The 15,103-nt window shown below is 56.8% G+C and carries 14 protein-coding genes; 12 read left to right on the top strand and 2 right to left on the bottom strand.

The window, feature by feature from the left end; all coding sequences use genetic code 11:
* Nucleotides 1-183: 183 nt before the first annotated feature.
* The gene (locus ACMDCM_RS07020) at nucleotides 184-930 is read right to left on the bottom strand and encodes an outer membrane protein (protein ID WP_412772901.1); all 747 of its coding nucleotides are present in this window, start codon (nucleotides 928-930) and stop codon (nucleotides 184-186) included.
* Nucleotides 931-1,301: 371 nt separating this feature from the next.
* Between ACMDCM_RS07020 and ACMDCM_RS07015 the strand changes: the two genes are divergently transcribed.
* From ACMDCM_RS07015 to ACMDCM_RS06970, 10 genes are all read left to right on the top strand, one after another.
* On the top strand, nucleotides 1,302-1,796 hold the full coding sequence (locus tag ACMDCM_RS07015) for a single-stranded DNA-binding protein (RefSeq protein ID WP_412772900.1): 495 nt from the start codon (nucleotides 1,302-1,304) through the stop codon (nucleotides 1,794-1,796).
* Nucleotides 1,797-1,898: 102 nt separating this feature from the next.
* Nucleotides 1,899-2,420: a YybH family protein gene (locus ACMDCM_RS07010; protein WP_412772899.1), complete on the top strand. Its 522-nt coding sequence runs from the start codon at nucleotides 1,899-1,901 to the stop codon at nucleotides 2,418-2,420.
* Nucleotides 2,421-2,964: 544 nt separating this feature from the next.
* The gene (locus ACMDCM_RS07005; RefSeq protein WP_412772898.1) at nucleotides 2,965-4,740 is read left to right on the top strand and encodes a DUF3987 domain-containing protein; all 1,776 of its coding nucleotides are present in this window, start codon (nucleotides 2,965-2,967) and stop codon (nucleotides 4,738-4,740) included.
* A 388-nt stretch (nucleotides 4,741-5,128) separates the two neighbouring features.
* The gene (locus ACMDCM_RS07000; protein WP_412772897.1) at nucleotides 5,129-6,127 is read left to right on the top strand and encodes a hypothetical protein; all 999 of its coding nucleotides are present in this window, start codon (nucleotides 5,129-5,131) and stop codon (nucleotides 6,125-6,127) included.
* 176 nt (nucleotides 6,128-6,303) lie between these two features.
* The gene (locus ACMDCM_RS06995) at nucleotides 6,304-6,837 is read left to right on the top strand and encodes a hypothetical protein (RefSeq protein ID WP_412772896.1); all 534 of its coding nucleotides are present in this window, start codon (nucleotides 6,304-6,306) and stop codon (nucleotides 6,835-6,837) included.
* On the top strand, nucleotides 6,837-7,409 hold the full coding sequence (locus ACMDCM_RS06990) for a hypothetical protein (protein ID WP_412772895.1): 573 nt from the start codon (nucleotides 6,837-6,839) through the stop codon (nucleotides 7,407-7,409). The genes ACMDCM_RS06995 and ACMDCM_RS06990 overlap by 1 nt, the downstream gene beginning before the upstream one ends.
* Nucleotides 7,410-7,582: 173 nt before the next feature.
* Complete coding sequence (locus ACMDCM_RS06985) at nucleotides 7,583-8,086, top strand: HK97 family phage prohead protease (RefSeq protein ID WP_412772894.1); 504 nt, start codon at nucleotides 7,583-7,585, stop codon at nucleotides 8,084-8,086.
* 190 nt (nucleotides 8,087-8,276) lie between these two features.
* Entirely contained in the window at nucleotides 8,277-8,705 is a 429-nt protein-coding gene (locus ACMDCM_RS06980) for a hypothetical protein (RefSeq protein WP_412772893.1), read from the top strand.
* A gap of 1,034 nt (nucleotides 8,706-9,739) precedes the next feature.
* Nucleotides 9,740-9,898: a hypothetical protein gene (locus ACMDCM_RS06975; protein WP_412772892.1), complete on the top strand. Its 159-nt coding sequence runs from the start codon at nucleotides 9,740-9,742 to the stop codon at nucleotides 9,896-9,898.
* Nucleotides 9,899-9,901: 3 nt separating this feature from the next.
* Nucleotides 9,902-12,079, top strand: a complete 2,178-nt coding sequence (locus ACMDCM_RS06970) for a glycoside hydrolase family protein (RefSeq protein ID WP_412772891.1) — start codon at nucleotides 9,902-9,904, stop codon at nucleotides 12,077-12,079.
* Nucleotides 12,080-12,593: 514 nt separating this feature from the next.
* Here the strand turns inward: ACMDCM_RS06970 and ACMDCM_RS06965 are convergent.
* Nucleotides 12,594-13,382 carry a LuxR C-terminal-related transcriptional regulator gene (locus ACMDCM_RS06965; RefSeq protein ID WP_412772890.1) on the bottom strand — a complete coding sequence of 263 codons (789 nt, stop codon included), beginning with the start codon at nucleotides 13,380-13,382 and terminating at the stop codon, nucleotides 12,594-12,596.
* A 390-nt stretch (nucleotides 13,383-13,772) separates the two neighbouring features.
* On the opposite strand from ACMDCM_RS06965, the gene ACMDCM_RS06960 reads away from it, so the two are divergent.
* Both ACMDCM_RS06960 and ACMDCM_RS06955 read left to right on the top strand, forming a co-directional pair.
* Nucleotides 13,773-13,910: a hypothetical protein gene (locus ACMDCM_RS06960; RefSeq protein ID WP_412772889.1), complete on the top strand. Its 138-nt coding sequence runs from the start codon at nucleotides 13,773-13,775 to the stop codon at nucleotides 13,908-13,910.
* A gap of 248 nt (nucleotides 13,911-14,158) precedes the next feature.
* Nucleotides 14,159-14,419 carry a hypothetical protein gene (locus ACMDCM_RS06955; RefSeq protein WP_412772888.1) on the top strand — a complete coding sequence of 87 codons (261 nt, stop codon included), beginning with the start codon at nucleotides 14,159-14,161 and terminating at the stop codon, nucleotides 14,417-14,419.
* Nucleotides 14,420-15,103 lie beyond the last annotated feature (684 nt).

The raw sequence follows: 15,103 nt of genomic DNA, 5'->3' as shown, positions 1-15,103 counted from the left end.
CAGAAGCGGGACTCCGTGTTTTTGATTTGACGCGTTTTCTTCACGCGAACCGTTAGCCGTTTCGCTTGAAAACGCTCTCTAGCGGTGCGCCTGCGGCTGCACAAAGATACCGCCAATGCAAAACAAAAGGCCGGCGGAAAGGCCGGCCTTCAATAGTTTTTCGAGAGAAGAAGATCGACGAGATCAGTACCGCGCAATAGCCGGGCCGCCCCAACGATAATTGATGCGCGCGGTGACCAGGTCCACGTCGCCACCCGTACGGTAAGGATTTCCGGCGGAGGGAGTGCCTGCCGCCGTCGTGAAGTTGGCATCGTGGCGATCCAGGAAGATATGATCGTATTCAAAGGCGACCGACCAGTTCGGGGCGATGCCGACTTCGACGCCCGCACCGATCGTTGCTCCCCAGTGGGTGTCGGTACCGCTCGATGCGGTCTTGGCGCCCGTGGCGTTAGAGATGAAGTCGAAGCCCTGGTCCACCACCGCCGCGCCGCCCTTGGCATAGAGCAGCGCGCTATTCCACGCATACCCGACCTGACCGGTGAACAGACCGAAAGCATCCAGTTTCGAGGCGATCTGGTTCGCCGTATTGTTGAGGTTTTGCGTACGGGCGCTCAGGTCCGCCCAGTCGCCTTGCGCTTCCAGACCTAACACCCAACTGCCGGTCTGCCAGCGATAGCCGATTTGCCCGCCGGCGACGCCGCCGTCGGCGTCGTAGGAACCGAGGTTGACTCCGGCCGCGTTGAAACGATGATCGTGCGCCGATCCCCAGCCGCCGTTCGCACCGATGTAGAAGCCGCTCCAGTCGTAGATCGCGGCAATCATCGGGGGAGCTTTTGTATAATGACGCGGAGCGAGGTCGGCTGCGGAGGCAGGCGCGGCACCGAAACCGATGACGAGAGCTCCGACTGCCCCGATCAGTAACTTGTTCATTGTGCTTCCCCGGACTTCTGCTTTGTTTCTATAGACTTCAGGCCTGCAACCTTGGCGGGCGATCTTAATTTCGCTAAATTCTATATACCCGTGTGCGACAAAATGCCGTCGCTCAAATGCCACAGTCCGGCGCAAATCGATCCGCTCCGAAGCGCAAAAAATCCACCTCCACGGCGGCACATCCGTGCTCCGATCGGATCGTGATGCTGCCGCTCTTGAGAACAAACGTGGAACAATATATATTCGACCGGTGGATAACGGGCGGATTGATCGTCCCGGTGCTGCGACAGAGAGTGTAGGGTTGCCCAAAGATGCCCAACGGCCGGGGTTGAACCGGCGGCGTCTATCCGTGCTGAATTTGGAGAACGGCGATGGCTGGGAGCGTGAACAAGGTCATTCTGATCGGCAATCTCGGCGCCGATCCTGAAATCAAGCGGACCCAGGACGGCCGGCCGATCGCCAACCTGCGGATCGCCACCTCCGAAAGCTGGCGCGACAGGACCAGCGGCGAGCGCAAGGAGAAAACCGAGTGGCACCGCGTCGTGATTTTCAACGAGGGCCTCTGCAAGATTGCGGAGCAGTATCTGAAAAAGGGATCGAAAGTCTACGTCGAGGGCCAGTTGCAGACCCGCAAATGGACCGATCAGAACGGCGTCGAAAAATACTCCACCGAAGTGGTGCTGCAGAATTTCAACTCGGCGCTGACGATGCTCGATGGCCGCAACAGCGGCGGAAGCGGGGGTAACTTCGGATCGGATGACTCCGGCGGCGGCGATTTCGGATCGGGAGGCTCATCCGGCGGCCCGCGCCGCGCCGTTGCGGCCGGCGCCCGCCGCAGCGACATGGACGACGATATTCCGTTCTAGGCATGGCCACGGTTCCGGCCTCGAATGAACCGGCAACCTGCGATCCTGCGCACCTGATCTGGTAAACTCCGCCGCCGTCGTGACGATTTCGCAGAGGTCGCCATGAAGAGAAACGCCAATATCTGGCTCAATTTTCTCTGCCCAATCCTCGCACTCCAGTTTTACTGTGCGGTTGCCATCGCCGATGACGCGACCGATATCAGAACGCGCCTGCAACAATGGACAGCCAGCTTCAATAGGAGAGACAAGTCCGGAGCCTGCGACCTGTTCTCGAAATCACTGGTTTCCGACGTTCAGGGTCAAGGTCAGGCGGGCTACGAAACGCGTTGCGCAACGATCAACAAGGCGCTCGATGATCCCCAACGGACATTCCGCTATGTCCTCGACGTCAAAGAGATCATCGTTGACAGAACCATCGCGGTTGTCCGGCTGGACTGGACCCTGAAGATAGATCCCGGCGATCTGATCAGCAAAGAAACCGGCCTTGATGTCTTTCGAAAAGAGGATGACGGGCGATGGCGAATTATCCGGTTTATAGCCTATAGCTCTGATAGCCTGCGGTTCCATGGCCGTGGAAAGCTCATGTCGCAACGAAAACAAACAAAAAGAACAGGAGGACGATAAAAAACAGCGTGGAAAAAAACAGGGTGGCGATCCCGGCAGGATTGATTTTATTCAATGATTATCGGTACTTAAGGCAGAGGTTAGGCAATTTCAGTCGTATTGTTTCCCATAGGGAATTTTGGCGATTGCCTACCTCGAAGTCATCCCGGCCTTTATTTTCTACACAGTCTGACGGACGCCGATGTGGCGCCTTAGCTGGACACAACTCCAGCCGAATGAGGCCGCGCAAAAAATTGCGACGGCTGGTTCAAATGTGGGTACCGGTCACAAAGGCCGCCTAACTACCAGCACGATCGGCCCTACCAACTGCCGAGTGCATCCCGAAAATAACCAGGAATCCTAAAAGTGAAACTTCTATCCGTGTGGCCGCCCATTCCGGGCGCGCCCGATGTCGTGCGCGCGTCAGTCGAGGTTACCGACGGCGTTCGGCTCCACAAAATCAAAATCACTGCGGACAGCGTGCTTGCGCGCAATGCGACTTTTTCTCCAGAAGCGGCGAAGAAGATCTCGGATTTGGTTCTCTCGGGGAAGGGCGATAGCCGGCATGACCGCACTTCACGCTGAATCCACTTCCACCGACGAAAGCTCGCCTTCGTTCCGAGAGATGTTCGAAACGAAAGACATCTCGCGTATTGCGGAGCTGTACTTCCTGTTCGCCGATACACTTGGCGGAGTCATCCGGCTGGCTCCGCTCCACAAGCGCGGCGGCGTAGACTGGAACGCGAAGCGGCTTCGGGGCGGAGAGTACATAAAGCCAGCCCATGACGATGTGCCAGAGACGTTCGCCGAGGTCGAGCGTTGGTTTGTGCTCGTCGACTATGTGGACGGCTGCGCCGAGGAAAGCAGGTTCGCGGTGTTTCTAGCGCCACATCTGGGCCGTGGTGAAGCTCCGGTCGTTTGGCAGCTGAGCGGTCCTCCTGGCGATGAGCAGGTTGGGCGGTCTATTATCTTTCGCGACCTCGGCTTGGGCGACATCCTCGAATGGCAAGTGTCGGTCTATGGCATGCCGACTGCTGCCAACGACAATGCGCCGCAGGACGTGCGCGACTTGCCCGCGCCGCCAGCAATGATGGCAGACCCGATGGCGCCAGAGTCGGCAGGCGGATTGTTAGCTGACGTCGCGCGCTGGATTACATCAACCGCGATTGTGCCCGTGCCTGAATTATCGATGGTTTCGGCCGTAGCATTGATTGGAGGAATGTTCGGCGACCGCGCACTCGGGCCGACGTTGTCAGGCCTCAATATGTTCGCAACAACCCTGCTAGAGACGGCAGGAGGCAAAGGTCATCCACCGAAAGCTATCCGTGCTATCGCAATGAAGGCTGGCAAGCCTGGCGCCGTTACAAACGGCGACCCTACGAGCTACGCCGCCATCGAGCGCATCCTTCGGAAGAATCCGTCGACAGTTGTCGTATTCGACGAATTCGGGGTCACCCTTCAGGACGTCAATGGACGGCACGCATCCGCGCCTGCCGCGTCAATCCGCAAGTTCCTGCTTGCCATCTACGACCAAGCAAACTCGGTGTTCGACGGTCGAATCTATGCTTCCAGTGAAACCAAGAAGGACGATTCGCCTATTAAAGGCCCTGCGCTCACTGTTCTAGGCATGACAACGCCGGAGACTTTATATGCCGGACTTTCGGAGCGCTCCATATCGGACGGATTTATCAATCGGTTTGTGTTCGTAACCGGAAGTCCGCCGACAGATATCGCGCCTCCAAAGCTCCACCGCCATAACGCTCCACCAGAAACACTGGTTGAAGCATTGCAGGCCGCGGTGAAGCATTTCCCTAAGCCAGCGAACATGCTCGGCGTGGGAAAAATAGTCGTCGAGTTCGAAGATGGAGAGGACGGTGACGCCTATCGTCGGTGGGGCGATGTTTTCACCTGGCAGCACCATGAAGCGTGGAATGAAACGGAACGCAATATCAACGGGCGTGCTGCAGAGAATACGGTGAGGCTGGCAACTATTCGCGCCATTAGCCGCAATCCAGCCCAGCCGTTGATTTCGGTTGCGGATGTGGAGTGGGGATGGGCAATCGTTCATGCCTCGATTGAATTGGTCACGTCGGGTGCAGCAAAGCATATGCATGCGTCACCAGCGGAAGCCCTACGCAAGGCAATCGTAGCTGCCCTTCGAGAGGCTAAAGATTACACCTTGCCGCTCTCAAAGTTGATGGTGCGTAAGGGCATCTCAGGTTCTGACATGCGCGAGCTTCAGCAAGCAGTTCTTTGGCTTACGCAGTCCGGTGAAGTGATGGACATGTCTGGCCGGCCGATGGTTGGACGAGGCAGCAAACTGAAGTGGAACGGCGCGTAATCTCGTTCCAAAACGGTTGGAATGGCGTTGGAACGGGATTGGAATTTTGGAATGGCAAGCCTGAAAAATGCGACGCCATTCCAGCTCATTCCATTTCGTTCCAACGCCTTTGGAATGGGATTCTTTAAGAGAGATATATAGTTAGACACAAAAATCTCTCTCATTCCAATATTCCAAATCATCCTCCTTTTCTTCTGTTTTCACGCCTTCTGAGTGTGTCTCAAAAGATGATTTGGAATGGTGGAACGGCGGCAGGAATCGGAGGACCGGTGGAAGGGACCGATCGCTGGAGAGAGTGAAACCGCCCCTCCAGGCCGCGCAGACGGCCGACAAGCAACGAGATCCGCACAAGCAGCCAGCACGTCAACACGTCACGTCGAGAACCAACATGAATGATAATGACAACACTCCGCGCAAAACCACCGCGGCGCTTCCGCTCGCAATTAGGCTCGCCCGCGCCGGTCGTGAAGAGGACCTGAAGCGGCTCATTCGCCACGGCACCGTTGTATCGGTCCCAACTTGGCTTTCCGCCGAGTCCAATCTTCCTGAAGTTGGAGGCAAGCCTCTGCCAGATCGCGTCGTCGAGTTGAGGCCATCTCCAGACGAGATGGTTCGGCTCGCCGCGAAGGACGCTATCGGCGCCCGCGACGGCTATGGCCCGATTACACCGCAGGATCTGGACGCGCCAATGCGTGCCCGCCTGCGGTTCGATTCCAAGGGCGCTATTACCGAATGGCGCGGTTCAGATAATCGCTGGCATGACACCGCGGAACTTTTCCGCCAACCAAAGGGCAAGCGGCGGAAATCCGAACAGGAACGTCAGGAAGACAGTGCGCGGCATCTCAGTATTCGCGGAAGCGGTGCCTTTCCGGAAAAATTCCAGCGCAGTACCGTGCCGAGTTATGGCGAGGACTTCCGTAGGTTGCGCGCCGCGCATTGGGTCCAAGCCATGGGCGTAGCGAATGACAACAGGCGAGATATCGATCGGATCGGCGTCGGTGGTCGTCATTCGTTTGATGAGGCTTGGAATAATGCCGGACTCTATCCAGCCTGTAGGATTCCACGGCACGTTACAGTGATCGCCAAGGGCGCTGAGTTCTTGTCGTTTCGCGTTCATAGCAACCCGCGCGCAATGCAGGGCGGCGTGGACGGTGGTCATGATCTTGTCGAGCGGCAGATTGTAGAGACGATTGACGCTCCGCGTATCGACGCGGCTCTAAGTGAACACGCGAAGGTGCTGGACCTTAGCATCGCTGGCATGACGGCACGCGAGATCGCCCAGGCGATGGGCTGGGGCCAAACCAAACAGGCGGAGCGTAAAGCTGTGGCCGCGCAGGACGCCGCGTTGATGGTGTTGGCTTGCCTCGAAGAAAAAATGGCAGCCTGACGTCCCTCGGTCGGAGTGTTGGACCGTATTTATATGTAGGGCATCACGTTGCCCTCGACGTGACGTGACAACTTCGGCGCAGGTTCAACTCCCGCGTCACCTTTTTCCGGCAGCGCGGCCGGTCTCTCATTTACCCTTCAACTCGCAACACCTAAATCTGAAAGGATCACGGCCACATGGCCACATTGAATCGCGTGCTCGATTCCATCCAGACGCATATCGGATTCCCACGCAGTAGGAGCACCGGCGTCTCGCGGAGACTTCAAGAAGCCGGGCTATTACCATCCGGCGCGCCCGGCGTGCCACCGGAATTGGACCAACGCGATGCCTGCTTGCTCCTTGCTGTCTTGATGTCGGCTCCAATGTTGCACGAGGCCGTCGATCACGCCCGCGCCTACAGCGCAATGACGCCCGGCGGCGCTGTCCTGTCTGCCGATGCGCCAGACTCCATTCCGCGGTCTGCCCTCGAATATCTTACTGTCGAGGCCCTAATGGTTACATCCGGTGACGCCGAGTCGTTCGAAGATGTTCGCAACCACCGCTTCGAATTCGTGCATGGATGGAGAGAGCTATCCGCCCATAGTCCAGAAGGCACAGTAACCAGGTTCGTGCTGCCCGGAGAGTTGGCTTCGCATCAGCAGGCACCGCATCGTATTGCGGGCGTTGTGCGAGGTGAGGCGTTTGTAAATTTGATGAAGGATCTGTTTTGATGCCAGTTACGAAGAAAAAATCAGCCGAGACATTCGAAGTACCGAGCTTGGAATCGAGCCCGGAATATGCAGCGCTCGTTGCCAAGCGATCCGCTCTGCTGGAGCGGCAATCCGCCTTACGCGAAGAACGCCGCGAAGTGGAAAGGCAGATCAAAGCGCTTCCCGCGCCAACGCACCGCACGTCGCAGAGAGTTGCAGAGATTCTCGGTGACGATCCAGAAACCGACACGCTCTTGCACAAGCGCCTAGCGGAGATCCGTAGTGCCGAGCGGGATCTGGAGGATGCATTGGAAATAATCCGCCGCAGACTGGCAGAAGCTCGTGGTCCAGCCTCGGTGGCGGTATGCGCCGCGGTTAGGCCCGAATACACCCGTCGCGTCAAAGCAATGGTCGCCGCTGTGACTGCGCTGCGGGTAGCGCGTGAAGATTACGAGTCGTTGCTCGACGATTTTATCGCCAACGACATCGCGTGGACGCATCTCGTCCCGATGCAACCGACCTTCTGCGGTGATCGGCACGATGGTCATCTCGATCGTTATCTGCGCGCGGCGAAGGAGGCTGGTTATGTTTGAAAAAGCCGAGAACACCCGAGAGAAGCGCCAGAAAAGTAAACGGCACATCAAACTTCCCGGAAAGCCAGCAACATACGCGAACACTGACCCGATCGATATCGCCCGCGAGCTACGGTCGAAGTCGAGGCTTGGTAAGCGAGAGGCTCGCCTGGACGCCGCGGAGGCAAAATCGCGTGGCTGATAATGTGATTAGTGGTTTTGCTGTGCGATTTAACGACGAGACTGTGATTGCCGGCGAATTCCGAGAGAGGATTGCTCCCGGAGCTTTCACCAGAACCCTAAAAGAAAAGCCAGATGTTGTGATGTTGCTCGATCACGACTCCGGCAGGGTGCTGGGTCGCACCCCGACGACGCTGTCTCTCCGTGAGGATCGAGCAGGCTTATATTTTTCGCTCCAGGTCGATCCGACGACGCCTGAGGGGCAGACCGCGCTCGGCACGGTTGGCAGGCAGGATGTGAAAGGATGCTCGTTCGGATTTAGAGTACGTGCAGAAAAGTGGGATGATGGTGGAGATCGACTGCCGTTGAGGACGATCACGGACGTTGATCTTTTTGAGCTAACCCTGACCGCATTCCCAGCCTACGAAAGCACGTCGGCATCGCTCCGCTCCGACAACAATCTCGCGGCCCAACGTCGCATGCGGGAAAAGATGCGCAAGCGGGGGATCGCGGTATGATCCCCGTAGCTAGCTATCCCGCAGAGTTCAAGTGCGGCGGCGCCTGGACTGACTGTACCGTCATCGGTGTTACTGACGACGAGCATTCGCCGATGTTTTTGATCGCATTCACTGACGATCAGGGATGTGAGGCTCTGTTGCGCGTTTCTCGTGTCAGGCGGGTTGATGGGGTGGGGTAGAGGGGTGTCCGATGGCCTTCCAGGTTGCGATGCTAACTACCGGCGCCTCCCAACAACACTCGTGCGCCTTGCCCCGGTTAAACAAAAATCTGGAGACCTATGTGACTTCACCAAAACCTCCTTCGCACCTTCGGCCGCCGACTGCAAAGTGGTGGCGCTCCGTAATTGCCGACTTCGATCTAGATCCGCACCACGTCCGATTGCTGACGCTCGCGGCAGAGGCCTGGGATCGCGGGCAACAGGCACGTGAAATTATCGAGAGCGATGGAATGACGTTCATTGATCGCTTCGGAAGCCCAAAACCTCGACCAGAGGTTGCCATTGAGCGCGACAGCCGTATCGGTTTCGCCCGTTTGCTGCGTGAGCTTGCGCTCGACGGCGTCGACGGTCCAGAAGCGCCGCGCTCGCCTCGCACACCTGATTACGGAGCGCGACGATAATGCCGGTGCGGAGACGGCGTAACAGGCGGCGCGACACTGGCACTTTTGATGACTGGGAATGGGCACTCGAAATGGGGTGGCCTTGCACAGGGGATCTGGACGGTCTCTGCGAACTCGACAGGCATGGCCAGCCCGAACTGGAGGCGGCGCGCAGCGCGTGGAAGCTCTACGGGGCGCAAATCATGGCCAGGTGGCACGCCGAGCACCCGAATGGTTCTCAGTACGCCTGCTGGGGATTCGAGCAATTCGGGGATCCGTGCTGATGCCCGTTCGAATACGCAAGAATAGGCGCCGTCGCTCCGCGCATCTAACGCCAGAGGCAGTTTCTTTGTTTCGACAGGGCATAGAACTGCAACGCGGCCCGCACGATCCCTACAAGGTGAGAGATATCAAAATCAGGCTTGCCCTCGCACTCGGTCGGTCGAAGTTCGCCGCGTGTCCGTTAGACCTTAAGCCGCGGTCGTTGATTGGTGGCGATAGCGAGTCAGTAGAAGTCGCGATCGGGCTTCGGGCCGAGTTGCTAAGGGCCGTAGCGATCATAAAGCCGCTGCAAGGAATCCCGTCGAGGTTGCGTTCCGCGAGTAACAAGGACACCGAGCGCAAAACCGATGAGACCAGCCACAAGTAGCGAGCTGCCCGGCCTTTGTTCTACTAATTCGTATCCGCGATCGTAGGCTTGCGATGATGCCGTAGATAGGCGCTGAGTCGCTTCCATCAAAGCCTGCCTCACCTTGCCTGCTGCGTCCTGGGTTTTCTCCAAAGCCGACCCTGCGGCTTCGCTTATGCGATCTGAATCCATCGTCTCCGCTCCTGGTCCGGTCGATAACCGAAACGGCGGGCCGTAGTTCCGAGACCGGCAAGCAATTCGAGGAAAGAGCCGTTCTCCTCGAAGTCAGCCGCATCCGTGGCTTTCAATTACCAACCCCACCACCGCGCGACCGTGGATGTAACGGCGCGCGGCAACCACCAATGAAAGGAAAACGAATGCCATCACTTTGTTTAAGCCTGAACCAGCACACAAGCGTGTGACAGCCGTGGAAGCGACAATTGAAGAGGCGCGCGAGCCTGCTAGTGACGATGACTACCTCAAAGTCAAAGCAAGAATCGCAGCAGCGCTCGCTGAAGCGCAGGAGGATGAGGAAAAGCGAAAGCTTTACTTCGGCTATCTAGAGACATCTGAAGGAAATCTTTGAGCAATGGTCGCATTCCCCACCTACGAACTAGGCACGGTTTCCGTGTCAAATGGCAGTACGACAGTTTCCGGTGACGGAGTTATCTGGTCGGGCGTGAATGCGCGCGCTGGCGATAGCATCTACATTGATGGCGTGCAGAACCAGATCGTCGACGTTACCGATGACACTCACCTTGAACTCGTGCTTCCTGCGACGGCTGATAAAACCAACGTCCAGTACGTAATCGTTTGGGATTCCCCACTCCGCTTCACTGGCGCGCAGCCAATGGTCGACGTGTCGCGGCTGATTTCGACTCTGAATACGAACGGCCTGCTCTGGTATCTCCCAGCCGGATACAGCCAGCCGTCAGACGTAACTCCAGCGCTTACCGCGGACGATGGGCAGGCGATTCTCAAGATCGACACTGGTGCGCTGTGGGTGATGCAGGGTGGCGCATGGGTGTCGGCGGGGACGTTTAAGGGATTTAATTACAAGGGCGCGTATAGCGGCGGAACGGCATACGTAGTCAACGACATCTTAACCGATGGTGGCACGGCATATATCGTCACCGCGCCTACTACGGGCAATGCGCCGCCTAATGCATCCTACTATGATGTTTTTGCGAGCAAGGGCGATACTGGCGCGACTGGCGCTACCGGAGCCGACGCCACGATAGCTGTCGGCACGGTAACAAGTGTCGCTTATGGTCAACCAGCTACGGTGACCAACGTTGGGACGCCAGGTGCCGCGGTATTCGACTTTGAGATCCCGAAAGGACAGGACGGCTCCGGTACAGGTGATGTAGTCGGGCCTTCTGGTGCGACCGATTTGGCTGTTGCCGGGTTCGATGGGACAACGGGAAAGCTAATAAAAGAACTGACTGCAACACAGGTTCGAGCCGCTGCCGGTGCGTCCACGGTTGGCGCTGCGCTGCTTGCCGCGGTGGATGCTGCTGCCGCGCAGGATGCGGCTGGCGCGAGCGCGATCGGCAAGGCACTGTTTACGGCGGCGGACGCTGCAGCGGCGCGGGCGGCGATAGGCGCTGACACACTGGCAACCCCGCGCTACATCGGCTTTTACAACGGCCAAGGTCCGAACACGACGCCTGCTAGTACGTATAATTTTGGCCTCGCGATGGGTGCCAGCCCGTTAGCTATGGGGCGCGTTGGCGTCCTCGCTCCCGTGTGGGATCATGCCACGACCTACAAAGACACGGGCGGGCGTTTGTGCCCATGCCCCGTCCTGGTTGGCGACAGGATTTATGTCTATTACGAGGGCTACGACGGCACGAGGAAAAGCATCTTCCTTGAAATCTACAGCACCGAAGGCGGCTTGATCGAAAAGCCGCTAGAGCCTGTTTTGCTTTATTCCAACGTATCGGGAGCCACCAGCGTCCAACGGCCTGCCGTTCTTTATGAGCCGTCAGACGCTTCCGCTCCATTCAAGATGATGTTTTCGCGAGCTACGTCGGGCACGAACTGCACAACGATCTATGCGGCGACATCGCTTGATGGCGTAAACTGGACTGTGCTTGGGCAGGCGCTTGCCGTTAGTAGCGGATGGGAAAGCACCTATCTGGAAACATCAGGCCGCTTCTTGAAGGATGGCTCTACCTATCGGTTATTTTACAGCGGCTACAACGGCACCTCATGGCAATCCGGCGAGTTGTATAATACCGGCACGTTTGGCACTTCGGGCTGGACGAAGAATGCGAGCAACCCGCTATTGTCGTCGCGTGGGGGCTATGACGTTGCGTTGACGGCTGACACAACAGCGGGGACAAAGACGGTTAAGGTTGCAAACAGCGCGCTATTCGATGTCGGCGCGCCCATTGCAGTCTATTCCTCCGGAAGTTTTCAGTTGAATAGAATCGCCGCGATTCCTGACGGGACTACGCTAACTACCCTCTACACTTGGCAGGGCACGTACACGACTGCATCGTCATCCAAGGTTAGCCAAATCCATGGCCGCTCTGTCGAGTTGTGCGAAGTCTGGCATGAGGACAGCACTTGGAAGGCGATCATCACCTGCTTCCAGTTCATTAACGGACAACTTGCTGAAACAACCGGCTACGCGGAAACCTCGTCCTTGAGCACGCCATTCACGATTTCTCCGGCTGAATGGCCGCTGGCTCTGAACAGCAAGATCAAAGACTTCGATCAAGTCTCGGCTGAGAATCTCAAGTTCGTTCGGGTGCAGTGAACCGCATGAAAGGCATCAAGCCCAACTTGGTCCAATCGAAAGACGCGATTGACCGCAATAAGTCGGCGTTGGCAAATTTGCCAGCACGCATTATGCTTCTGGTTAGCGACCCAGCCTCGATCATTGGCTGATGTACCAGAGCGCGATCATCACAAAAATGATGGCGATCACGACGGCGGCCCGGCCGATCCATGTTGGTATCGAATCCCACATTATGAGCCGTCCAGCCTTTTTGCAGGATGGTACCAGAACAACACGCGGAATTCTGCCAGAAGCCCTAGCCCGAGGATCAGCCCGGCCAAAAGATTGAGCCACAGCCGATCGATTGGACGGAGTGGCGACTGGAGCGGGCGGCGCGGCTTCCGCGCCAATCCATCCCGGCAAAAGAAAACCCGCCGGCAATGTGGGTCTCCCGGCGGGCAGACGTCCACCACCATTGCGCGGACGAGTGTGCAGGCGGGGGGGCTTTATTTCAGACCTATCCAGGGCAATGACGGCCTCAGACAAAAAAAGATTAAAGAGGCTCATCTAAATCGGCGAGGGGAATCGGAGAGACATTATTCGCCGATTTTTCCAGTAACGGATGGTTCATTCCCCAAATCGCAGCCTGCGTTCGATTCTGAACGCGAATCTTGCGCAGAATTGCCTTGACGTGGACCTTCACGGTTGCCTCTGCGATATCGATCTTCCGCGCGATGGACTTGTTGGAACTGCCGCTGATTAAACAACGCAGAATTGCCAGTTCTCTCGGAGAGAGAGGCGGTGTGTAGGTATCCTCTGAGGCAATGATCGCGCCTACGTCTTCGTCGGCACGTCTAGTGCTACGTCTCTCCTCACTTTTCCTAGCGAGATCTGATGACTGGAACACCCGCGGGAAAACGGCCTCACCCATCATAACCAATTCGATTGATTTTACGAAAGCATCGCAGGGCATGTCGCTTACGAGATAACCAGCCGCGCCTGCCTGAAACGCTAGATCCGGGTCGGTCGATCTGTTGTGGTGGGCAACAACTATAATGCGCCCGCTAGGATGTTTATCCCTGAGAACGTTGATTTGTTTCACTGCGATGGAGAAGTCATCGCTGGTATGGACAATCAGAAACAGCAGTTGCGATGCCCGAAATGTGCCAGCCATTACTTCATGGGATGATCCCGAAGCCCGTACACGGATGTTTTCCGCGCGCAAAATACGGGCAATGCCTTCTCTCATTAAAACATTTTTTCCTATGAGAATGGTTTCAAAGGACCGATGTAGGCGTTTAAAACTTCGGCGAATGTGAATCGGAGAGATAATCGGGGGCATGTTCGCTCCTCGTGGCTAAGGGCGGGAGCGCGACGGGTCTCTCGGTCACCGATAAAAGCCATGGACGCGCGGTGATACGAGAGTATGCGATCGAAGGTCGGAAACACCTAGCGAATAATCCAGCGCCGAAGCCGCCAGCCCGTCAGCAGGACCCGTGACGTTTGCTCGCTGCAGCATCGCCGTCCGGGCCGAGCTGGGATTTGGATTTGGATAAGACGCCGAGCTGCGACGCTAAGCGCAGTTCAAGTCCTTGTAATTCGCCTCAACGGACGGTTTCTTCCATCGGGCAGTATCTTTACTTTCACTCGCCCCTTGTGGGTGGAGGCCAAGGCAATATTTGCGGTAGGCCTAGAAAATTAATTTCAGGTTCGTTTCCGGAAAGGAAACAGCATGTCCGATATTCCGATCACTTCAAACGAAACCCCGAAAACCGCGCCTCCGAGCGATGCCAAGCCCGCCTTTCAAGACAACGCGCGCGACAACAAGGGCGACAACAAACCTTCCTCGGATGCACCGAAGCAGAAATAGCCTGTCTTTTGGCAAAGTGGAGCCCGGCGCGTGCCGGGTTTTGTTTTCAGGAAGTGTTCATGTCTATTCAGACACCATCTCGCGTTCGTGACTGGCTCGTTCCGCCGATCATTGTTCCTTTGTTCCTTGGGTTAGTAATTCTGGGCTCGGTCATTTGGCGTTGGTGACTGGGATCGAATCTCGTGATCGAGAGTTGCGCAGGTAGCCTTCTTCGGAGCTTCGGCGCCAATGTGATTGGGGAGAGCGATATGACCGTCAGATCCCGCCGAGACTCCGTCGTTTTCAAACATAGCTTCTGCATCGACGGCATCGATCGACCGTTCCCGCCTGGTACCTATGAGGTTGTAACCGACGAGGAGGAAATCGAAGGTTTGTCGTTCCTCGCATTCCGCCGGATAGCAACATCCTTCAGAGCCACCCATTCGCTCAGAGGGCGTTTAACGACCGAATCCTTCGATATTGACACCGATGATCTGAAAGAAGCGTTGCGAATAGACGCGATAGCCTAGCTATGCGAGGGCTTGTCCGCTGCGGGGGCCGGCCGAGAATTTGGGTATCGGAGTTGTTTGGTCATGAATCGCGATAGCGAATTGAGCCCAGGCGGTGAGCCCCCCGTCAGGAACGCACCAGATGCCGAGAAGCTGCTAACCGTCCATGATTTAGTGGCAGAGCTGAGCCAGTGGAATGGTGACGACCAAGTAGTGTTCCGATCGACTTCAGATGGCAGCGCGCTGCGCTTTTATTGTTTTCGATCACCCGAGGCTGGAATCCTCGAGATAAATCTCAACCATTAGCCTCAGATAGGTGTGCGATTGGTCAAGGGCACTGTCGTGTTGGCCTTTACTATCCTATAGTTTAAGGACCGATTTCTTTTTGGGTTCCCTTGGGCGGCTCTGGTTACGGCCGGCTGTGCCACCCATATCTAAATGATCGCTGGATAACCGGCGCTGGCGACAGAGAGACGCTCCTGTGCTCCCGCCCCACAAAAGGGAGTCCAGCTATGTATGCGATGGTCTATCCGATTCACCTGCAGAGAAAATCCGAGCGCAAATGGGCAAACCGCGTCCCTCGTGAATTGCCTATCCGAAGATCGCGTCCCGAGGGAACTGATACGTGCGCTTGCGGGTATACCGTGACAGCACCCGTGAGTTCGCGGTATTCGCTCCATGTCATCATCAATAAATGGCACTGCT

The sequence above is a fragment of the Nitrobacter sp. genome, from assembly GCF_047149785.1.
In the GTDB taxonomy this organism is placed as follows: domain Bacteria; phylum Pseudomonadota; class Alphaproteobacteria; order Rhizobiales; family Xanthobacteraceae; genus Nitrobacter.
This window is presented reverse-complemented; position numbering and strand designations above follow the sequence as displayed.